Origin of the sequence: Methylocucumis oryzae (assembly GCF_000963695.1) — a bacterium.
Lineage (GTDB): Bacteria > Pseudomonadota > Gammaproteobacteria > Methylococcales > Methylomonadaceae > Methylovulum > Methylovulum oryzae.
Genome location: NZ_LAJX01000015.1, coordinates 46849 through 67390 on the forward strand (window position 1 = coordinate 46849; position 20542 = coordinate 67390).

The 20542-nt window shown below is 42.1% G+C and carries 21 protein-coding genes and 1 pseudogene; 4 read left to right on the forward strand and 18 right to left on the reverse strand.

Annotated features, from left to right (window positions below; all coding sequences use genetic code 11):
- Window positions 1-13: 13 nt before the first annotated feature.
- The 6 genes from VZ94_RS01930 to fliE are packed head-to-tail and all read right to left on the reverse strand — an operon-like array spanning window position 14 to window position 4062.
- Window positions 14-865 carry a flagellar assembly protein FliH gene (locus tag VZ94_RS01930; protein ID WP_045777979.1) on the reverse strand — a complete coding sequence of 284 codons (852 nt, stop codon included), beginning with the start codon at window positions 863-865 and terminating at the stop codon, window positions 14-16.
- Window positions 852-1862 (reverse strand): flagellar motor switch protein FliG, encoded by a 1011-nt coding sequence (gene fliG / locus VZ94_RS01935; RefSeq protein ID WP_045777940.1) that lies wholly within the window; start codon window positions 1860-1862, stop codon window positions 852-854. The genes VZ94_RS01930 and fliG overlap by 14 nt, the downstream gene beginning before the upstream one ends.
- Window positions 1863-2828 (reverse strand): flagellar M-ring protein FliF C-terminal domain-containing protein, encoded by a 966-nt coding sequence (locus VZ94_RS27705; RefSeq protein WP_338040197.1) that lies wholly within the window; start codon window positions 2826-2828, stop codon window positions 1863-1865.
- Window positions 2768-3238 carry a flagellar basal-body MS-ring/collar protein FliF gene (gene fliF, locus VZ94_RS27710; protein WP_239649554.1) on the reverse strand — a complete coding sequence of 157 codons (471 nt, stop codon included), beginning with the start codon at window positions 3236-3238 and terminating at the stop codon, window positions 2768-2770. The genes VZ94_RS27705 and fliF overlap by 61 nt, the downstream gene beginning before the upstream one ends.
- A complete protein-coding gene (locus VZ94_RS27715) occupies window positions 3207-3710 on the reverse strand; it encodes a hypothetical protein (RefSeq protein ID WP_239649555.1) in 504 nt (167 codons plus the stop codon). The genes fliF and VZ94_RS27715 overlap by 32 nt, the downstream gene beginning before the upstream one ends.
- A 34-nt stretch (window positions 3711-3744) precedes the next feature.
- Window positions 3745-4062, reverse strand: a complete 318-nt coding sequence (gene fliE, locus VZ94_RS01945) for a flagellar hook-basal body complex protein FliE (RefSeq protein WP_045777941.1) — start codon at window positions 4060-4062, stop codon at window positions 3745-3747.
- A gap of 257 nt (window positions 4063-4319) precedes the next feature.
- Here fliE and VZ94_RS01950 point away from each other — a divergent pair, with 257 nt between their 5' ends.
- On the forward strand, window positions 4320-4703 hold the full coding sequence (locus VZ94_RS01950; protein ID WP_045777942.1) for a flagellar basal body-associated FliL family protein: 384 nt from the start codon (window positions 4320-4322) through the stop codon (window positions 4701-4703).
- A gap of 96 nt (window positions 4704-4799) precedes the next feature.
- Here VZ94_RS01950 and VZ94_RS01955 read toward each other — a convergent pair whose 3' ends face one another.
- From VZ94_RS01955 to rpsB, 12 genes and pseudogenes are all read right to left on the reverse strand, one after another.
- Window positions 4800-5957: a hypothetical protein gene (locus VZ94_RS01955; protein ID WP_131655447.1), complete on the reverse strand. Its 1158-nt coding sequence runs from the start codon at window positions 5955-5957 to the stop codon at window positions 4800-4802.
- 227 nt (window positions 5958-6184) lie between these two features.
- Entirely contained in the window at window positions 6185-7033 is an 849-nt protein-coding gene (locus tag VZ94_RS01960) for an MBOAT family O-acyltransferase (protein WP_157844829.1), read from the reverse strand.
- A gap of 70 nt (window positions 7034-7103) precedes the next feature.
- Window positions 7104-7523 (reverse strand): hypothetical protein, encoded by a 420-nt coding sequence (locus VZ94_RS01965; RefSeq protein ID WP_045777944.1) that lies wholly within the window; start codon window positions 7521-7523, stop codon window positions 7104-7106.
- Between the two features lie 140 nt (window positions 7524-7663).
- The gene (locus tag VZ94_RS01970; protein ID WP_045777945.1) at window positions 7664-8377 is read right to left on the reverse strand and encodes a DsbC family protein; all 714 of its coding nucleotides are present in this window, start codon (window positions 8375-8377) and stop codon (window positions 7664-7666) included.
- 59 nt (window positions 8378-8436) lie between these two features.
- Window positions 8437-9795 (reverse strand): RIP metalloprotease RseP, encoded by a 1359-nt coding sequence (gene rseP / locus VZ94_RS01975; protein ID WP_045777946.1) that lies wholly within the window; start codon window positions 9793-9795, stop codon window positions 8437-8439.
- A gap of 1 nt (window position 9796) precedes the next feature.
- On the reverse strand, window positions 9797-10978 hold the full coding sequence (ispC, locus tag VZ94_RS01980) for a 1-deoxy-D-xylulose-5-phosphate reductoisomerase (protein WP_045777947.1): 1182 nt from the start codon (window positions 10976-10978) through the stop codon (window positions 9797-9799).
- On the reverse strand, window positions 10975-11847 hold the full coding sequence (locus VZ94_RS01985; RefSeq protein ID WP_045777948.1) for a phosphatidate cytidylyltransferase: 873 nt from the start codon (window positions 11845-11847) through the stop codon (window positions 10975-10977). The genes ispC and VZ94_RS01985 overlap by 4 nt, the downstream gene beginning before the upstream one ends.
- A gap of 17 nt (window positions 11848-11864) precedes the next feature.
- Complete coding sequence (gene uppS / locus VZ94_RS01990; RefSeq protein WP_045777949.1) at window positions 11865-12626, reverse strand: undecaprenyl pyrophosphate synthase; 762 nt, start codon at window positions 12624-12626, stop codon at window positions 11865-11867.
- 21 nt (window positions 12627-12647) lie between these two features.
- Window positions 12648-13205 (reverse strand): ribosome recycling factor, encoded by a 558-nt coding sequence (frr, locus tag VZ94_RS01995; RefSeq protein WP_045777950.1) that lies wholly within the window; start codon window positions 13203-13205, stop codon window positions 12648-12650.
- Window positions 13206-13217: 12 nt separating this feature from the next.
- Window positions 13218-13931 (reverse strand): UMP kinase, encoded by a 714-nt coding sequence (gene pyrH, locus VZ94_RS02000; RefSeq protein WP_045777951.1) that lies wholly within the window; start codon window positions 13929-13931, stop codon window positions 13218-13220.
- Between the two features lie 56 nt (window positions 13932-13987).
- Window positions 13988-14872 carry a translation elongation factor Ts gene (gene tsf / locus VZ94_RS02005; protein ID WP_045777952.1) on the reverse strand — a complete coding sequence of 295 codons (885 nt, stop codon included), beginning with the start codon at window positions 14870-14872 and terminating at the stop codon, window positions 13988-13990.
- 101 nt (window positions 14873-14973) lie between these two features.
- Window positions 14974-15728, reverse strand: a pseudogene (gene rpsB / locus VZ94_RS02010) (30S ribosomal protein S2).
- Window positions 15729-15954: 226 nt separating this feature from the next.
- Here rpsB and map point away from each other — a divergent pair.
- The 3 genes from map (at window position 15955) to VZ94_RS02025 (ending at window position 20484) form a co-directional block, all read left to right on the forward strand.
- Complete coding sequence (map, locus tag VZ94_RS02015; protein ID WP_045777981.1) at window positions 15955-16719, forward strand: type I methionyl aminopeptidase; 765 nt, start codon at window positions 15955-15957, stop codon at window positions 16717-16719.
- Window positions 16719-19346 (forward strand): [protein-PII] uridylyltransferase, encoded by a 2628-nt coding sequence (gene glnD / locus VZ94_RS02020; RefSeq protein ID WP_045777954.1) that lies wholly within the window; start codon window positions 16719-16721, stop codon window positions 19344-19346. The genes map and glnD overlap by 1 nt, the downstream gene beginning before the upstream one ends.
- 133 nt (window positions 19347-19479) lie before the next feature.
- Window positions 19480-20484 (forward strand): cytochrome-c peroxidase, encoded by a 1005-nt coding sequence (locus tag VZ94_RS02025; RefSeq protein ID WP_045777955.1) that lies wholly within the window; start codon window positions 19480-19482, stop codon window positions 20482-20484.
- Window positions 20485-20542: the final 58 nt, after the last annotated feature.

Consider the following 20542-nt stretch of genomic DNA (forward strand, 5'->3'; position numbering starts at 1 on the left):
TCCGAATAACTTGCTAGTCTTCTTCTCGTTCGCTGCCTAGCATGTTAGCAATAACGGCTGCTAAACGATGCTCTACAGTGGCATTAACATAAGATACGTCTGTTTTAACTATGCAACCGCCTCGACTAATCAGTGGGTCTTCAACAATACTCCACGAAGTCACCATATCATCTAAGGCAAGCAAATTGCGCACTAACTCAGCATCTTCAGGGTGTAGGTGTAAGTTGATTTTTTGCGAAGATAAAGGCAACACCTTAATAGCGGCCCTGACTGCGGCAACCACTTCACCGGGATTTAATTTAATCTCTCTGCGTATAATTTGGCTAGCCATAGCAATAGCCAATTCAATGAGTTCTTTCTCGACCTCTTCATCTAGCGCTTTAAAAGGCTCGCTTAAGGTCTCCATTAAACCAATCATCCGTGTGGTTTGCTCAGTCAGTTTTGCTACGTTTTCGTCGTAACCTTTTTGCAGACCTTCGTCATAGCCTTGTTGGCGTCCTTCAGCTAATCCTTGCTCCAGACCTTGGGCTAATCCTTGCTCTAAGCCTTGATTTAATCCCTGCGCCAAGCCTTGTTGAAATCCTTCATCATAACCTTGGGTTAGACCTAACTTATTCCCTTCTGCTAAACCTTGCAGATAAGCTTCATCATAAGCTTGTTTCTGCATGGTCTCGACATCTTCAACCGTCGGCAAAGCAATCGATTCTTGCGCAGCCTCTGTAGATTGCTCCGCAAGGTTCTGCTCTTCACTACTTGAGTCAACGGCAAGCTCCTCTTCTTCGGCAAAAAAATCTGGTAAGCGCCATAAATTTAATGCCGCAAGCTCAGATGCGGTAAAACCTGAGTTGCTGTTAGATATAGGCATCGCGGCCACCATCGCCACCGCCTAGTTTGATTTCGCCCGAGTCAACCATACGCCTGACCACACTAAGAATTTCTTTTTGCGCCGCTTCAACATCACTTACTCTAGCAGGCGGTGACGCTTCTAAATCATCGCGCAAGATTTCAGCGGCTCGGCGTGACATATTGTTAAAGACTTTTTCTTTTAAATCTTGGCTAGCGCCTCTTAATGCCAACAGTAATTGTCCGGTCGCAATTTCGCGCAGCAAGCCTTGCATGTCGGTAGCGCTCATTGTGGCTATATCTTCAAATACAAACATTTTATCTTGGATTTCTTGCGCTAATTCAGCACGCAACTCGGAGATTTCACTCATAACTAAGTCACTAGATGAGCCTTCCATGTAATTCAAAATGTTCGCAGCCGCATCAATACCACCAAGCGTTGTTGCCTTGACATTTTCACTACCCGTCAATTGTTTTTCCATAATTTCGTCTAATTCACGTAACGCGCTAGGCTGTACACCTTTCATGGTCGCGATACGCATAATTAAATCCGAGCGCATATTGTCGGGTAAAAACATAATCACTTCGGCCGCTTGATCGCTATCCATTAATGATAAAATCGTTGCCATAATTTGCGGGTGCTCTAGGCGAATCATGTCAGCTATCGCGCGCGAGTCCATCCACTTTAACTGCTCTATACCGCGTGTACTACCACCTTGTAAGATTCTATCGAGAATACTATTGGCTTTATCAGGACCTAATGCGCTAATCAACACAGTGCGAATATAGGAGTCGGTATCCATACCTAATGAGGTACGGCTTTTAACCGCAATGATAATATCCTCAACGACTTGATCGACCATTTCGGGGGTAATTTCCTCGATATTGGCCATCGTCGTACCAAGAATCTGCACCTCGCGCCGATTCATGTGCTTAAAGATTTGCGCAGCCCTATCCATGCCTATAGCCAGCATAAGAACCGCAGCTTGTTCGGTTTGGTTTAATTCTTTGACGGCCATTTATTTAATCCATGTTTTAATAACTTCTGAGACAAGCTTGGAATCATTATCAACCAATTGTTTAACATATTCCAAACGGGTTTCATAAGTAGGCGGCGTTTCGAGTAATAATAAATCAATCGCTTCCTGGTTCGCCTCAAGTTTGCCGTCTTCACTAGGTGTGGCTTCTGGAACATTTGCCTGTGCTTGTGCCTCTGCATGAGCTTGAGCGGCCGCTAATGCTTGCTGCTCTGCGGCTTGCTGTTCTGCTAATTGCCTTTCTTTTTCTTTTGCTGCCATAAGCTCTGCCTCCTTCTGGGCCAATAATTTTGCTTCGAGTTCTTGTTTAATTTCTGCCTCTGAACGACCTGCTAATCTTCGCATAGCGGGACGTAAGACGCCAAAGATTAGGAATAACACGGCTATCGCGGCAGCAATTTGTTTTAATAAATCAATAAACCAGGCTTGTTTCCATATAGGTAGCTCAGGGATGACTTCTGGCTCATCCGGTTTAAACGCAACATTAGTTACCGTCACTTGGTCACCACGTTCAGCGTTAAAACCTACTGCTTGCTTAACTAAATCCGTAAACCTATCTAATTCCTCTTGGTTATACGCCTGAGATTTAATTTTGCCTTCCGCATCAATAGTCTTTTTATCATCGACGACAACAGCAACGGTCAATCGGCGTAATTGACCAGTAGACACTCGGGTATGCGTGATACGCTTGTCTACTTCAAAATTCTTAGTCGCGCTCTTAGATGATGAGCTAGGTAAATTATTTTTTTGATTTTCAGCATTAGTCACCGTTTCTGGCGCAGTCCCTGCTGGCGTCGGTTGATTCGATAACGCGCCAGGCACGCCTTGCACGCCCGGTAACGTACTGTATTCTTCCGCCGCTTGCTCACTGCGTAAAGCCGTCGTTTTTAGGGTCGAAATTTTTCTTGCGTTGAGTCGGTTTCGGAAAAATCGACATCTGCCGATAATTGACTACGCACGCCTTCTCTACCGACTAAGGGCATTAAAATGTTGCCAATACGCTCCATTAAATGCTCTTCCATGTCGCGCTTATAATCGAATTGCTTAGCCGTTAAATAACCGATAGCATTATCTTTTGCGTTTAATAACCGTCCCATTTGATCAACCACTGTCACTTGTTCAGCTTCTAGCTGTGGCACACTAGAGGCCACTAAATGAATAATGGATTCTATTTGTTCTTTTTCTAAACTTCTACCCTTATATAACTGCAAAATCACCGAAGCGCTTGGCTTTTTGCGCTCTCTGATAAAAACTGATTGCACAGGTATCGCTAGCAATACTTTAGCGGATTTAACGCTTTGTATGCTCATAATGGTTTGCGCGATTTCACCTTCTAACGCGCGCTGGAAACGCATCATTTCGGCACTTTTTGCTCGTACCAATATTTTGTTCTTTATCGAGTAAGTCATAACCTGGAATAGGTTTGCTGCGCGGTAAGCCTTGGCCCGCTAATTTAAGCTTGATTTCACTAGCTTTACCGCTAAGCACCATAATAGCGCCAGAACCAGGTTCAATTTTGTATTTAATATTTTGGCTATTAAGATAATCCAAAATATCAGCCATATCCTCGTCGCTAACATCAACGTACAAACGATCATAGCTCGGTGCTTGCGACCATAAGACGACGGCCACCCCCATCGCAACACTAATCGCTAATACCAGCATTAAACCTAATTGCCGGGCTAATGTTAAGTTCGATAATTTTTTTAACGCAGGATGCGTTTCAGTTTCAGTGGCTAGCACCTGTTGAGCATCAGCAACAATAGGGTTATTAGCAACCGCATTGCTGATATTAGGGATGATGGAATTGCCTGGAGGTTGTTCGCTCATATTCTTTAGGGACTAGAAATGATCTACGTTAAGGCTATAACGGCATATTCATAACATCTTGATACGCTTCGACGAGTTTGTTTCTTACTTGTAGCATGGCTTGAAACGATACACCGGCTTTTTGCGAGGCGACCATGACTTCTGCTAATGTAACATTCGGCGCGCCGATTTCAAATGCTTCCGTCAATTTTCCGGCATTTTGTTGCAAATTATTGACGTTATCAATCGACTGTTTTAATAACGCACCAAAGTCGGTGTTAATAGCCGTATCTGGCGCTGGCTTGGCACTGCCCGCCGCTAGCGACATCGCTCGCATTTGCGCTAGCATGGTATTAACATTAATTTCGCTCATGACAAATTCTCGAAACGGTTTACTTAGCTAAGAGCAGGAATAATGCCAAGATAGTAATCGACAACTATTTTGTAATTGACAGTATTGTTGCATTCGCTGCTTGAGGCTTATAACAACCAGTCCAGAGCCTACTGACACATATCGCAGTTTTTTTAAAAAAGCATATACTAAGAAACAGTGACGCCTGATGCCGGTTTACCAATGCCTGACGTAGGCTTAAACAGTGTTTATTAAGATAAAAACTAGAAGAGGTTATTATGAGGTTATTGCTTTTTATTCTATGGCTAATCAGTACAAACTTAGCTTATGCCAATGAAGGCGGTGGCGAAGGTGGCGCTCAATATATTGAAGTGGGACCTAAGCTGATTGTTAATTTAGCAAACCCCAAGCAGCTAATGGCCGTTAGTCCGCAGCTTATGGTTGAAGGAGAAGCCACCGAGGCGGTTAAAAAAAACATGTCCGCTATTAAAAATGCATTAATTATGAACTATAGCGGCAGAACTGCCGAGTCGCTAGCAACGGCTGAACAACGCGAGGCTTTACGCAAAGAAACTTTTGAAATTGTAAAAGAAATTTTAGAGAAATATGGCTCTAGCGAAGGCTTTAACGATGTGTTTTTCTCAGATTTTAGGATTAATTAATATAACTACCTACCCAGTATACTAGGAAAGCTGGTCATTTTTTTATCACTCTAACCACGCAAATTCATTCAAACCTGAATCTGCATCTTAGATACGCTAGTTGGCTAAATATTGCAGCAGTAACTTATTTAGCGCGGTGGCTAATTTGATGTCAATTTCAGGTTTAAAATGCCCATCAGAAATGAAATTACTTAAATCTGAAGAGGGCGCTATATCATGGGAACTAAAGTAAGGAATATTATGTGCTGTTAATGTTTCTTGAAAGGCCTTGACTAAATGATCTTCATAGCCTCGGTCTTGTAACAATAGGACTAAAGGTATCTGCCCTTTTTTCCTAACTTGTTGTGCAAAATTTTTAATGAGAGCATTTGAAACATCAAGTAGCCCATCCGTATTTTTAAACCCCCGCTCATCCCAGTAGCGGGCATTCACTTCATGCACATGCTTGTGGCTATAGCCGCGACGAATTAACCGCCCTAACGCTGAGTAATCAAAAACGTCAGTGTCAAAAACATAAGAATGATAGGCGGGATCATTGACACGCAAAAAGTCCTTGTACTGCTCCCAAATTTCAGAATTTTTTAATCCATTGCGTAGTTCATCTAAAGAATTAAAAAATGGCTTAACCACTTTTAACTGCCCTTGTTCTAAGTAATAACGCGGGTAATTATAAGGAGTAGCCGCTTCAAACCATGTCGTCATCGTAGTCGGCGACACATTTCGTGGCAGTGATGAGGCTAAAACACCTAATACCACAAATTTTGCTTGTTTATGGGTGGAATCTTTTTCAAATAATGCGTATGAATGGGCAAGCGGAGCAGCCGGGCCTCCTTGTAAATTTAGTTCAAAGCGCGGATCAATTTTATGTAATGCATCTAACAGATGAAAAGTAAAGGATTGACCATAAGCAGCAATTAATATTTTTTGCGAACCAGATGCTTGAATAGGTAAGATTGAGTCTTGGTCAGCGCCAATCCAGCCAGCGTATGCTATAGGGGCAGTCGACTCTTTGTCATCCCTAACCATATAACGGAGTTTGCTTTCAACCGAGCGACCATAATTAAAATATTGTTGTATTGCGTTTGGTCTAAGTGTTGGTAATGCTGGCATGGAAAATAAAATGTTTATCGTCACGTCTATTAGTAATAGCCAAAGACAAGCCCACCCCAGCGCGGTAAAAATTTTTCGCCTCGGTATTATCGCATCTGATGCTAAATCAGAATTGGAAGTAGATAAATTGCTCTGATGTGCCATTAGAAATACCCATTAACAGCAAGGTAAAAAAGTCCAGCGTAGAGTAAACCCAGAAATAATCCAGAACAGCGAACATAAAAATACTCACTTTGAGTTTTAAATTGCAAGAATTCAATGAACATGAGCATGACTACACCGACTAACGCCGCTAATGTTGGTTGTTTTGCATGCAATTGCATATTGGAAAAATCCGTAAACAATATTTTAGTAAAATCTAAAAATTTGCTCTAATGAGTTGGCGCGGAATAATAGCATCCATAACAAACAAAAATCAAAAAAAACAACATCCTCGGTAAACGAGCCCAGAGTTTACCAGCAAACTCTTTGGTTTTTCCGCCAGTGAATAGCCTATGGATAACCAATAAGCTCCCTTGATACCCACCCCATAAAATAAAATTCCAAGCCGCGCCATGCCATAAGCCGCCTAGAACCATCGTCAACATTAAGTTGCGTAGTGTACTTATTTCTGTTCCTCTGTTGCCGCCTAGAGGTATATATAGGTAGTCGCGTAACCAGCTAGATAAGCTAATATGCCAACGCCGCCAAAACTCGGAGGGATTTACCGAAAAATAAGGCTGATTAAAGTTACGCAATAACTCAATACCAAACCATAATGATACGCCGCTAGCAATATCCGAATAACCTGAAAAATCGCCATAGATTTGCAGGGTAAACGCAATTGTACTGACAACAATATCAAGCCAACCAACGCTACCTGTTGAATTGTAAATGCTAGCAACGGTTCCCGCTAATCCGTCGGCTATGGTTATTTTTTTGACTAGCCCTAATAAAAATAAAATTAAATAACCACCGTGAGCTATTTGGTCGAAATTGACCGTACGCTTAGCAAGAATTTTAGGGACTAAATGTGAGGCTCTTTCTATTGGACCCGCAACTAATGGCGGAAAATAACAAACAAATAAAGCAAAATCTTGTAAATGCTGGACAGGCTTCATGCGCCGCCAATACACATCACAAACATAGCTTAACGTCTGAAATGTATAGAAAGAAATACCGATTGGCAAAATAATATCTAAATGCAAGAAACTAATATCTATATTGATATTTTTTGCCAAGTTTTCTGCGCTTGAAATAAAAAAATTATAATATTTAAATACTCCAAGCATCCCTAATTGACCGAACAGGCTACAACGCAGGAAAAATAACCTTTTTTTTCTGTTCTGGCAATTGCGCCAAAATTGGATACAAGCCGTGGGCAGTAATGAGTAAACAACATGTCAATAATAAGACGTTTACACCAAAATCAGAGGGAGTCAGCAGTGTAGCGAGATTATTAGAACTGAGAAACGCTTGTGACCATGTAACGTCTTGCCAATTAGGTAGCAGAAATAATAAGCAAAATCCCAATAAATGACAGGTAGGCGCTAACCTTTGCGTAAGGCTCATACTGCCTTGACCTATCATTAAACCAGTACAATAATCGAGAACGGTAGAAAGTGAAACTAAATATAAAAAACGGATATCCCAAGCGCCATAAAACACATAGCCAGCAATCAATAAAACCCAGTTTTGTTTTTTATACCCGCTTAAGTAGTATAAAATCAAAAACTATTGGTAAAAAAATAGCAAACGCTAGGGAGTTGAAAATCATATAGATAACTTTTCACATGATTCTTGCTTAACACGACAATCTAGCGAGATAAATAAATTAGATTGTCGTATAGATTTTGAGCAGCTAGTGTAGGCTACTTCTTTTCACTTTCCAGCGCCTCAACTAACTCACTCGCTGGCAAATAACCTGGATAAACATTACCTTGCTCGGTAACAATCATAGGTGTGCCTTTGACGCCAAAACTTTCAGCTAAGTCCATGTGTTCATCGACAGGGTTGTCACAGGTTTTAGCGTCTAATTTTTCATCTTTTTTGGCGGCTGTTAACGCAGCATTACGGTCTTTTGCACACCAAACCGATACGGCTTTGTTATAAGATTCTGAGCCTTTGCCGGCTCTTGGGAAGAATAAATAACGAATCGTAATACCTTGAGCTAGATATTGATCGATTTCTGAATGCAGTTTACGGCAATAACCACAATCAATATCTGTAAATATAGATACTGTATATTTTTTTATTTTCGGCTTGAAAATAATCATCTTATCTTCGCCAAGCTTATCTAATGCAGCAAGCCTACCCGCCGCTAATTTCTGCTCAGTTAAATCAGTACGTGTACCAACGTCGATTAAGCGACCTTGTAGAATGTATTTACCATCTTCTGAAGCATACAATACACTAGAACCCACCGACAATTCATAAAGTCCAGCAATTGGCGATGGCTTAATGGACTCAACTTTTAAGTCTGGCATAGCTTTGCTAAGTGCTTGTTTAACAGCACTTTCATCTGCGTTTACCACCGAGAGAGACAGACTCAAAATAGCTAGCGCGGTTTTTATCGTGTTTTTCATAACAGTCTCAATAATAAGAACAAAAGGGGACTTCAAACCTAGCCTGTAATGCTCAGCGGTTAAAATAGCCGCTGTATGTCTAGCACCATTGCTAACGCCATAAGGGTTAATAAGACGGCTAAGCCAGCATGTTGAAAGGCTAGCTGGACTTTTTCTGATACAGGTTTACCTTTAATGCCTTCTATAGCGTAAAACATTAAATGACCTCCATCTAACATCGGAATAGGTAATAAGTTCAATACGCCCAAGCTAACACTGACTAAACCTAGAAACTTAATAAACGGCACAAATCCCAAACTAGCGGTTTGGCCTGCTAATTGCGCAATACTAATAGGGCCGCTAAGATTTTCTACCGAAGCTCGACCCACCAGCATTTTGCCTATCATTTTCACAGTGGTCACAGAATAATAATACGTGGTTTCAAAAGCAACAGGGATGGCTTCTAACATCGGTAATGAATATTCGGCGCGCACTGAATTAAGCAAATTTTCTGGAACTAGCACCATCGCGCCAATCTTACCTTCGGTTGTATCGCCGACTTGCGTCGGTTTTGGGATAACCGTCAAAGACATGAGCACACCATCACGTTCTATTTTGACATTAAGCGATTTGCCTGGTGCTTTTTTAACAGTTTCAACCCATTGCATCCAATCATTAATCGCTACGTCATCAACTGTTAATACCAAATCACCTTTTTTGAGTCCAGCAACCATCGCCGCACCCTCTGGTAATAACTCACCTATTATTGGTTTGAGCTTTGGCGCCCAGGGATTAAAGCCTAAACGTTTATAGAGGGCTTCTGGACTTTGACTATCTGCACCGGTCAAATTAACAACTCTAAGCTCTTCACGCTCATCTAACGTCTTGACCTTAATTGTTAATTCAGTTTGACCGTCGAGCGCTGACGTAATCACCGCATTCATCGCTTCAGTCCAAGTCGGCGTCGTTTTACCGTTTACCGTTAAAATTTCATCGCCTTCTTTGAAATTGGCGCTAGCCGCAATCGTGTTAGGCTCTATAGTGCCTAAAATAGGTTTAAAGCCTGTTTCGCCCAGCACCAGCACTAACCAAAACAGCATAACGGCTAATGCTAAGTTAAATAAAGGTCCTGCAACAACAATAGCCGACCTAACCCATAACGCTTGGCGATTAAACGCATAAGGCAAATCATCGGCTGCGACATTACCTTCTCGTTCATCGACCATTTTTACATAACCACCTAACGGGAATACAGATAGCGCATATTCGGTTGTTTCAGGCGATTTTTGATATGACCACACTATTTTGCCAAAGCCGATGGAGAATCTCAGAACTTTCACGCCAGTTTTGCGCGCAACCCAAAAATGTCCGAATTCATGTATCGCGATTAATAAACCAACGGCAATTATAAAGTAAAATAAGGTGTGAAGAGTTTCCATATTAATGTAAGCGAATGATGATTCGTTGGGCGACATCCCTGGCTTGCTGATCGGCCGTTAACACCATCTCTAATGTATTCGCCGATTGCGCGGTGAATGCTTGCATCGTGTGCTCAATGATATAAGCGATATCAGTAAAGCGAATATCATGTTGTAAAAATGCAGCAACGGCGATTTCATTAGCCGCATTTAATACGGCAGGCATGATGCCACCGGCATGTATCGCCTCATACGCTAGCCGTAGACAAGGGAAGCGCTCAAAATCCGGGCGTTCAAAATCCATGCGCGCAACTGCAAATAAATCTAAACCATCAGCGCCTGAAGCAAAGCGTTCCGGCATAGCCAATGCATGAGCAATTGGAATGCGCATATCAGGCGTTCCCATTTGTGCTAATACGCTTCCATCCACATAATCGACCATGGAATGAATCACGCTTTGCGGATGAATAACGATTTGTATTTGTTCAGGCAACACATTGAATAATAAACAGGCCTCTATCATTTCTAAGCCTTTATTCATCATTGTTGCCGAGTCAACTGATATTTTTTTACCCATATCCCAGTTAGGATGGGCAACAGCTTGCGCTGGCGTTACATGAGGCAAGTCGGCTAATGGCGTTGTGCGAAAAGGGCCGCCCGAGGCGGTTAATAAAATACGGCGTACTTGTTGGCTGGTCGTACCAGCCTGATAACCTGCAGGCATACATTGGAAAATGGCATTATGCTCACTATCAATAGGCAATAGTAATGCTCCTGATTCACTGACCGCACGCATGAAAATCGGACCCGACATGACTAAGGCTTCTTTATTAGCAAGCAATACTGTTTTGCCCGCTTGTGCCGCCGCTAATGTAGGCAGCAAACCTGCAGCACCCACAATGGCTGCCATAACCGAATCGACTTCAGCTAAAGTCGCTACCTCGGCTAAGGCTTTTGCACCTGTTAACACCGTAAGCTGAGTTAAGCCAGATGCTTGTGCTTTGGCTTTAAATGCCTCAGCGTTAACTTCGTCAACAACAACGGCGTAATCAGGTTGATGCTGCTGGCATTGCTGCAGTAATAAATCGATATTGTTATTAGCTGTTAATGCGACAACACGGTATTTATCTTTATGCCTGGCAACAACATCTAAGGTACTTACGCCAATAGATCCGGTCGCACCGAGAATGCAAATCCTTTTCATGAGATGATGCCAGTATGAATTAATAACACGCCTGCGTAGAAAAACGGCGATGCCGCAATAGAGCTGTCGATTCTGTCTAAGACACCCCCATGACCCGGTAAGATAGTGCCACTGTCTTTAACACCACGTTGGCGCTTAACAACACTAAAGAATAAGTCACCGTATATCGAAATTAACACGGTTAGTGCTGATAATAAAACAAAATCTGATGCAATCATAATAGGAAAGCGATAGATAAGGCTCAAAACTATAGCGCATATCACGCCTGATGCTATCGCGCCATACATGCCTTCAACTGTTTTGCCTGGGCTAATTTCAGGCGATAATTTAGTTTTACCAAAACGTCTACCTACAAAGTATGCAGCGATATCGGCCATCCAAACTAAAATCAAGTAATAAATAGTCATTTCCGCGCCATATAACGCTCTTAACCGAATTAAAAACATCCAGGTTGCGACTAACACAAACCAACCGGTAACCAGCTTAAGGTTTATTTTTAACTTTACATTTAAGATGCCTTCAGGTGCTCTTCTGATGATAAACATCATCACAATCCAAAACAGCACAGGTGGGACGACTAACCATTCGATAATCCCTGAGTAATTACGCACTTCTGCCCAATCAAAACTTACTGCGATAAACTCTAAAAAGTAGGTCCAAAGATGTATCCCTACCATAGGTAATAGCGTTAATACAACAAATGCAGCGCGCCGAATAGGTGATTCTATGCCTGCTAAATAAGCCCATTCCCAGGCACCGGCTAAAGTCAATATACCAATTACGATTGATAAATACTCATCCGATTTAAAAGCGGAAAAAAGAATAATGGCGGCTAAAATCGAGCCTGTAATAATTCGCTGTATCAACATGGTTAAGTGGATTGTAGTTATAATTTAACGGAGTTATTTTTAATTTGCTCGCCCGTATGACCGAATCGACGCTGACGTCCTTTAAAGCTAGTAATCGCATCATCTAAGGCTTTTGCATCAAAATCCGGCCATAAGGTTGGCGTAAAATACAATTCGGTGTAAGCAAGCTGCCATAATAAAAAATTACTAATGCGTTGCTCGCCACCTGTGCGAATAAACAAGTCAGGTTCTGGCAAATCGTGAGTTGATAAATGCGCTGCAATAAGGCGGTCATCAATAATAGGATTAACCAGCTCGCCTGATTGAATTTTAGTTAGGATTGTTTGCATGGCCTGGGCAATATCCCAATGACCACCATAATTAACAGCAATAACAATGGTTAATGCCGTATTGGACTGAGTTTGCCGCTCACCCTCTGTCATTTTATCTTGTAATGGCTGGGAAAAAGCGCTTCTATCACCGATAAAACGCAAGCGTATGTTGTTTTTGTCGAGAATATTGATTTCATTTTGTAACGTCGCCAGAAATAACCCCATTAATAAGGAGACTTCTTCTTTGGGCCTACGCCAATTTTCGCTACTAAACGCAAACAACGTTAATACTTGAACCTGCTGTTTAGCACAATGCTCGACAATTTTTCTAACCGCCTTAACGCCTGCTTGATGACCTAACGCACGCGGCAAAAAACGTTGTTCTGCCCAACGTCCATTGCCATCCATGATAATCGCAATATGTTTAGGAATTTGAGACTCACTACTGGTTAAAGTGTCGTTAGTCATAACACGCGCCTTAATGATAGCTCATAAAGACAATAAATCGGCTTCTTTGGCTTCTAACAGTTTTTCAACATCTTTAATGTATTGGTCAGTAAGCTTTTGAATTTTTTCTTCAGCTGAGCGTGCTTCATCCTCAGAAATAAGCTTTTCTTTTAAGCTCTCTTTAATTTCAGAATTAGCGTCTCGCCTTATATTCCGTATCGCGACACGTCCGTTTTCTGCCTCTTGTTTGACCAATTTAACCAAGCTGCGTCTGCGTTCTTCAGTTAACGCCGGTAAAGGAACGCGAATAACCGTGCCGTTATTAGACGGATTTAAACCTAAATCCGATTTTAATATAGCTTTTTCTATCGCCTGAACCATAGTTTTTTCCCAAGGCGTGATAGATAAAGTTCGCGAATCTTCAACAGCAATATTCGCTACTTGCGAAAGCGCTGATTCAGTACCGTAATAAGACACGCTTACTTGATCTAATAAGCTAGGATGCGCTCTACCGGTTCTGATTTTAGAGAATTCGTGTTTCAATGCCTCGATGCTTTTAGCCATACGTGTCGCGGCATCTTGTTGAATATCATTTATCATTGTGTTTGTACCTCACTGAATTAAGGAGCCTATGTCTTCGCCTTGCATTAAACGCATCACAGCTCCTTGTTCAAAAATATTCATAACACGCATGGGCATGTTGTTTTCTTTGCATAAAACGAGCGCAGTGGTGTCCATGACGTTCAAACGCTGATCCAATGCTTCATCATAACTTAAGCGCGGATAAAAAACGGCATCTTTAACTTTTGCAGGGTCAGCAGAATAAACGCCTTTTACCTTAGTCGCTTTAATCATTAACTCTGCATTGATTTCTATCGCCCTCAAGCTAGCGGCTGAATCCGTAGTGAAAAAAGGATTGCCTGTGCCAGCAGCAAAAATAACTACACGACCTTTTTCCAAATGCCTAATCGCACGACGGCGAATATAGTCTTCACAGACTTGATTAATTTTTAGCGCAGACATGACGCGAACGGGCTGACCTAGATGCTCGATAGCGTCTTGTAACGCTAATGCGTTAATCACAGTCGCGAGCATTCCCATTTGATCGCCTGTCACCCTGTCTAAACCGGTGTCAGCTCGCTCAGCACCGCGCAAAATATTTCCACCGCCTATCACTAAGCCGATTTGCACACCTAAATCTGATAACTCTTTGATTTCAGAAGCCAATCTATTAACGATAGTCGCATCAATACTGCCGCCGGTTTCGCTCATTAATGCTTCACCGCTTAATTTCAATAAAATTCGTTGGCAAATCAGTTTTGTCATAATCTCTAGTCGTGATGGCTTAGTGTAGATGAGTTAAGAAACGGAAAGCTAAGCAATTATCTGCCGCGCACCTGTGCCATCACTTCTTCAGCAAAGTTTTCTTCTTTCTTTTCAATCCCCTCGCCGACTTCAAAACGAGTAAAACGGATAACCGTATTGCCTTTAGATGCCGCTAATTTACCAACAGTGATTTTGTCATCTTTAACAAACGGCTGACCTAATAACGTCACCTCTGCCAAGAACTTAGTAATACGACCTTGTACCATTTTCTCGATAATTTCCATAGGCTTGCCGCTTTCAGATGCTTGCGCCATAAAGATTTCTCTTTCTTTATCTATCGTTTCTTGAGCCACTTGGTCTTCTGAAACACAAACAGGCTTGCTTGCCGCAATATGCATAGCGATGTCTTTGCCTAAATCGGCGTCAGCAACAGCAAGTTCAACAATGACACCAATTTTTTTACCGTGCAAATAACTCGCAGTACCGCCTTCCGTTTGGTATTTTTGGAAACGTCTAACAGTAATATTTTCACCTAGTTTTGCGATTAAACCGCGACGCATTTCATCGACAGTTACACCATCTTCTAATGGCATGGCTAAAAATTGCTCTTCCGTTGCAACATCTGAATTCAATAATGCAGCAGTAATGCTATTAACAAAGCCAACAAAATCATCGGCTTTAGCAACAAAGTCTGTTTCGCAATTAACATCGACGATAGCCACTGCTTTACCATCTGCACTGGTTTGTACGCCAATCAAACCTTCGGCAGCGATACGGCCAGATTTTTTATCGGCTTTTGCAAGTCCTGCTTTACGCATGTTTTCTACGGCTAACTCCATATCGCCATTGGCTTCAACCAAGGCTTTTTTGCACTCCATCATGCCAGAACCAGTTCGTTCGCGTAACGTCTTCACCATGTCTGCTGTGATAGTATTGCTCATTCTCTTATTTCCTCGTCGTATTGATGTCACTATAAAAACGCCCCCGTGAGGAGGCGTTATGAGTTTTCTAGTCTGTAGATTACGTCTAAAGACGCGTTATATTATGCTTGTTCGTCAGGATTAACGGCTTCTTCAACAAAATCGTCAACTTTAGCCGATAAACCCAGCGTAGCCGTTTTAGCATCTAATATCGCTGAGCTAGCGCTTTCGCAGTAGAGTTTAATAGCACGAATAGAATCATCGTTGCCAGGAATAATATAGTCGATTTTTTCCGGTGAGTTGTTTGAATCTACTATGCCTACGACAGGAATGCCTAATTTCTTAGCTTCGCTAATCGCATTTTTCTCATAACCCACATCTAAAATGAAAATGACGTCTGGTACGGTTTTCATGTCCTTGATACCGCCTAAGCTACGCTCTAACTTTTCTAACTCGCGCTCCATGCCTAACGCTTCTTTTTTACCAAAGCGTTGATATAACGTACCATCTGCTTTCATTGCTTCTAATTCTTTCAAACGATTAATCGATTTTCTAATCGTTTTGAAGTTCGTCATCATGCCGCCTAACCATCTGTGATTAACATACGGCATACCGCAACGCGCGGCTTCTTCGGCAACTACTTTACGAGCGGCTTTTTTTTGTGCCCACAAATAAGATTGTGCCTTTATTTGCGGCCATTTGTCCCAAATAGTTCATCGCGTCATTAAACATCGGCAAGGTTCTTTTCCAAGTCGATGATATGAATTTTATTACGCGCCCCAAACAAGTAGTTTGCCATTTTGGGATTCCAATACCGGGTTTGGTGTCCGAAGTGGACGCCAGCTTCCAGCATTTGCCGCATTGATACTGCTGTCATTGATTGCTCCTTAGTAACTTTGGGTTGGGCCTCCGCTAACCCCGTTTAGCAACCGGACGCTCATGGCGCCGACACCCTACCAAACGTGACGATTAAGCGTGAGTATTAATACAAAAATGAACTTAGCTTTATATCATATAAGCTTTTTTTTTACAATAAACCGAACTCTGTTAAACTCATGTGAATGATTATCAACACGATACGATTTAAGCACACACCTAAACACATGAGCATAACGATTAAAAACGACAGCGAAATTGAAAAAATGCGCATTGCAGGCCGATTGGCTGCTGAAGTCCTTGAAATGATAACACCTTATGTTGTCCCAGGCGTAACAACTAACGAATTAGATACGCTTTGTCATAACTATATTGTCAACGTGCAACAAGCGATACCCGCCCCGTTAAATTATCACGGCTTTCCGAAATCAATTTGTACGTCAATTAACCAGCAAGTGTGTCATGGTATTCCTAGCGACAAAAAGCTTAAGTCTGGAGACATTGTTAATGTCGATATTACCGTGATAAAAGATGACTATCACGGCGATACCAGCATGATGTTTTGTGTAGGCGACGTATCGCAACACGCTAAACGCTTAGTCAATATTACCCAAGAAGCCATGTATTTAGGCATTCAACAAGTAAAACCTGGGGCAACTTTGGGCGATATTGGCCATGCCATACAAAAACATGCCGAATCTAACCGCTATTCAGTCGTTAGAGAGTTCTGCGGTCATGGTATAGGCAAGAAATTTCATGAAGAACCCCAAGTCTTGCATTACGGCAAACCAGGTAGCGGCGTTATTTTAGAAGCCGGCATGACGATTACCATAGAACCTATGATTAATCTAGGTAAGCGCCATGTAAAAGTACTACCTGATGGCTGGACGACCGTAACTAAAGACCGCAGCTTATCAGCACAATGGGAACACACGGTGTTAGTCACACCAACTGGTTATGAAATTTTGACCCTACGACAACAAGAGCACTAATGACTAACATTGCGACCTCTTTCGAACAAGATTCATTGACGTACTACAAGCAAGTACTACGACAAAAATTCGTACAACTAGAAAATAAATTCGACCCGCATTGCTCTGTTTATGGCTTGCTAAAAGAACGCTCGGATTTTATCGATGATGTATTAACGTGTTGTTGGCATAACTTTTTAGGCGAACACTCTGCTCAACACAGCTTAATCGCGGTAGGTGGCTATGGTCGCCGTGAGCTATTTCCTTATTCTGATATTGATATTGTCGTTTTATTACACTCTAGCGACACATCAGCGTATCAAGATGCACTCGCTGATTTTCTGACGTTTCTTTGGGATGTCGGCTTAAAACCGGGTCAAAGTGCGCGCACCATTGAGGAATGTCTCGCCGTCGCAATTACGGATCAAACCATCATGACTAGCTTGCTAGAAATGCGCTTGATTACAGGCAACCAGGCGTTATTCGAGCAATTAAAACATGAGATAGCCCCTAGTAAAATCTGGCCCTCCGATCAGTTTTTTGCCGCCAAAATGAAGGAGCAACAACAGCGTTACGCTAAAGCCCACGATACAGCGTATAACTTAGAGCCCAACATTAAAGAAGGCCCTGGCGGCTTGCGCGATATGCAAGTCATCGCGTGGGTCTTTAAACGGCATTACAACTCATCGACATTACGCGAACTGATTGAATATGGCTTCTTACCAGAAGCGGAATATGCCGAACTCATCGCGGCTAGAGATGTATTATGGCGCATTCGCTATGCGTTGCATTTACTCACTCACCGTGGCGAAGACCGCTTAATTTTCGACTATCAGCGCGAGCTAGCCAGGCAATTCGGTTTTTCTTGTGAAGGCTGTTACAACGAAGACGTTGAACAATTTATGCAATTTTATTTTAAGACGGTACAAGGCTTAGAGCGTCTTAATGAAATGTTATTGCAATTGTTTAACGAGCGTTTTGTCTGTGGCGAAAATGGCTGCCAACCTATCCCTGTATCCGATAAATTTGTTGCGATTAGTGGCTACTTAGAAGCCATAGATGAACAAGTTTTTAACCATTATCCGCCCGCATTGTTAGAAGTCTTTTTAATTCTTCAGCAAAAGCCTGCATTAAAAGGTTTGCGCGCAACCACCATACGTTTGATTCGTAAAAGCTTACATTTAATTGACGCCGAGTTTCGTCAGAGCAAAACAGTAACAAACTTATTTATGACCATCTTACGCCAACCCGATGGCATTACAACACAACTTAAGCGCATGAATCGCTATGGCATTTTATCGGCTTATTTACCGAGTTTTGCCAATATCGTTGCGCGTATGCAATATGATTTATTTCATATTTACACCGTAGACATGCATACCTTATTCGTCATACGCAACCTTCGCCGCTTCTCACTAGATGCGCACCGTGACGAATTACCTTTTTGCAACAGCATCTTTTTGCTCATCTCTAAACCTGAGTTATTGTATTTAGCCGCGCTATTTCATGATATTGCGAAAGGCAGAAATGGCGACCACTCTACGATAGGCGAAGAGATTGCCCGCGATTTTTGTTTGCAACATGATCTATCCGCACATGACACGCGTTTAATCAGCTGGCTAGTCAGGCATCATTTACTCATGTCTATGACAGCGCAGCGTAAAGATATTGGCGATGCTGATATTATCCACGAATTTGCCCAAGTGGTCGGCAGTATTGAATATTTAAACCATTTGTATTTACTCACTGTTGCCGACATTCGCGCGACTAACCCTGAATTATGGAACTCGTGGAAAGACGCTTTATTGCGCGAGCTTTACAATGCAACGCATAGCGCTTTGCGTAAAGGCTTAAAAAACCCACTCGCGTTATCCGAACGCCTGCTAGAGAATAAAAAAGAAGTTGAAGACGAGTTATTAAAAGCCGGAATTGCCAAGCCCGTTTTTGAAGAGCTATGGCAATATGTCAGCGACGATTATTTTCTGCGCTATACCACAGACGAAGTCGTTTGGCATATTACCGCTATTACTTCGGCAAATGCCGAAGACTTCCCGCTCGTCTTAGTCAGACCTCAAACCCAGCGTGGTAGCGCCGAAATCTTCGTTTATATGAAAAATCAAGAGGCGGTGTTTTCGTTATGCACCGCAACCTTAGACCAATTAGGCTTGACCATCTTAGACGCAAGAATCATGACGACATCCGATAATCATGTGCTAAACAGTTTCCAAGTCTTAGAGCAATCCGGCGAGCCTATCTTAGACTTATGCCGAGAAAATCATATTTGTATCGCACTGCGTCAGAACTTAAAACAAGGTAAAGTTAAGCGGCAAAAGAATTTACACAAGCTTTCCAGACAAGCTAAACACTTTCCTATTCCAACCAGTGTTAAATTTCAAATCGACCCACTAAACAAATACACGGTCATCGAATTAATTACCACCGACCATGCGGGCTTATTATCGAAAATCGGTAAAGCTTTTATACGACAAAATATTAGCTTACACAGCGCCAAAATCACCACGATAGGCAGCCGCGTTGAAGATATGTTTTATGTCACTGACCAACAATTCCAACCGATTACAGATACCGATAAGCAAAATCAAATCGCCCAAGAAATTATGACGGCATTGACCGTTGACGAGCATTAAGCGTATAAGCCTAGGAAATTCACTGTATCTTGGTCAAGATATACTTTAAAATGCGTCGTTGCTACCGGCTTGATATAAGGCTTTGCTCAAAGACTTATATCGCTAATTTGATAATAATTATTTGGAGGATGGCATGTTTAAAACTCGCTTATTGGTCACACTACTCGCTTTAACCGGCTCAATTTCTGTCGCTTCAGCATGGGATGCATTACCTACTGAAGCTCCAGCACCGCAAGACAATCCGACCACCGCTGAAAAAGTGGCATTAGGACAAATGCTTTATCATGACCCACGTTTGTCATCGACAGGCACTGTTGCCTGTGCGTCATGCCATAATACGATGCTAGGCGGTGAAGATAACCGCCCTAATTCTATGGGGGTTCACGGCCAAACGGGTGGGCGTAGCGCTCCGACTGTCTGGAATGCTGCATTTAATAAAGTACAGTTTTGGGACGGTAGAGCTGCTAGCCTCGAAGAACAAGCCGCAGGCCCTGTCACTAATCCGATTGAAATGGGTATGAAAAGCTGGGATGACGTGGTCGCACGCTTAAAAACCATTGAAGGCTATAACCAAGCATTTGAAAAAGCATTCGGCAAAGATTCTATTTCAAAAGACAATGCGACTAAAGCCATTGCTGCTTACGAGCGCACATTGATTACCCCTAACAGCGCTTACGATAAATATGTAGACGGGGATAAATCTGCTTTAACCGACCAGCAACTCAGAGGCATGGAAAAAATGGCTGAGTTAGGTTGCACTAGCTGTCATAGTGGCCCCGCCTTTAATGGATCGGGTTCGTTCCAAAAATTCCCATTATTTGCAAACGGCTATTTTGAAGCTCAATTCCACTTTAAGAAAGATAAAGGCTTAGCAGAAGTCACTAAAAATCCAGCCGATGAAGGCATGTGGAAAGTACCTACCTTGCGCAACATTGCATTAACCGCACCTTATTTCCATAACGGTTCAGTTAAAACTTTAGATAAAGCCGTAACACTAATGGCTAAATTGCAATTAAACAAAGATTTAAGCAAAGAAGAAGTGGCTGACATTGTCGAATTCTTAAATGCATTAACGGGTGAGTTCCCCAAACAAGCCATGCCTAGCTTACCAGGTACGCCAGGAACAACTTTTAACTAAACACACGCGTTACTCATAACAAAACCGTCTACTGTTATTATTAGCGTAGACGGTTTTT

Bases quoted from the DNA above. Each gene is read 5' to 3' on its own strand.
- VZ94_RS01930 (WP_045777979.1), bottom strand. From the start codon at position 865: ATGCCTATATCTAACAGCAACTCAGGTTTTACCGCATCTGAGCTTGCG.
- fliG (WP_045777940.1), bottom strand. From the start codon at position 1,862: ATGGCCGTCAAAGAATTAAACCAAACCGAACAAGCTGCGGTTCTTATG.
- fliF (WP_239649554.1), bottom strand. From the start codon at position 3,238: ATGATGCGTTTCCAGCGCGCGTTAGAAGGTGAAATCGCGCAAACCATT.
- VZ94_RS27715 (WP_239649555.1), bottom strand. From the start codon at position 3,710: ATGAGCGAACAACCTCCAGGCAATTCCATCATCCCTAATATCAGCAAT.
- fliE (WP_045777941.1), bottom strand. From the start codon at position 4,062: ATGAGCGAAATTAATGTTAATACCATGCTAGCGCAAATGCGAGCGATG.
- VZ94_RS01950 (WP_045777942.1), top strand. From the start codon at position 4,320: ATGAGGTTATTGCTTTTTATTCTATGGCTAATCAGTACAAACTTAGCT.
- VZ94_RS01955 (WP_131655447.1), bottom strand. From the start codon at position 5,957: ATGGCACATCAGAGCAATTTATCTACTTCCAATTCTGATTTAGCATCA.
- VZ94_RS01970 (WP_045777945.1), bottom strand. From the start codon at position 8,377: ATGAAAAACACGATAAAAACCGCGCTAGCTATTTTGAGTCTGTCTCTC.
- rseP (WP_045777946.1), bottom strand. From the start codon at position 9,795: ATGGAAACTCTTCACACCTTATTTTACTTTATAATTGCCGTTGGTTTA.
- ispC (WP_045777947.1), bottom strand. From the start codon at position 10,978: ATGAAAAGGATTTGCATTCTCGGTGCGACCGGATCTATTGGCGTAAGT.
- VZ94_RS01985 (WP_045777948.1), bottom strand. From the start codon at position 11,847: ATGTTGATACAGCGAATTATTACAGGCTCGATTTTAGCCGCCATTATT.
- uppS (WP_045777949.1), bottom strand. From the start codon at position 12,626: ATGACTAACGACACTTTAACCAGTAGTGAGTCTCAAATTCCTAAACAT.
- frr (WP_045777950.1), bottom strand. From the start codon at position 13,205: ATGATAAATGATATTCAACAAGATGCCGCGACACGTATGGCTAAAAGC.
- pyrH (WP_045777951.1), bottom strand. From the start codon at position 13,931: ATGACAAAACTGATTTGCCAACGAATTTTATTGAAATTAAGCGGTGAA.
- tsf (WP_045777952.1), bottom strand. From the start codon at position 14,872: ATGAGCAATACTATCACAGCAGACATGGTGAAGACGTTACGCGAACGA.
- map (WP_045777981.1), top strand. From the start codon at position 15,955: ATGAGCATAACGATTAAAAACGACAGCGAAATTGAAAAAATGCGCATT.
- glnD (WP_045777954.1), top strand. From the start codon at position 16,719: ATGACTAACATTGCGACCTCTTTCGAACAAGATTCATTGACGTACTAC.
- VZ94_RS02025 (WP_045777955.1), top strand. From the start codon at position 19,480: ATGTTTAAAACTCGCTTATTGGTCACACTACTCGCTTTAACCGGCTCA.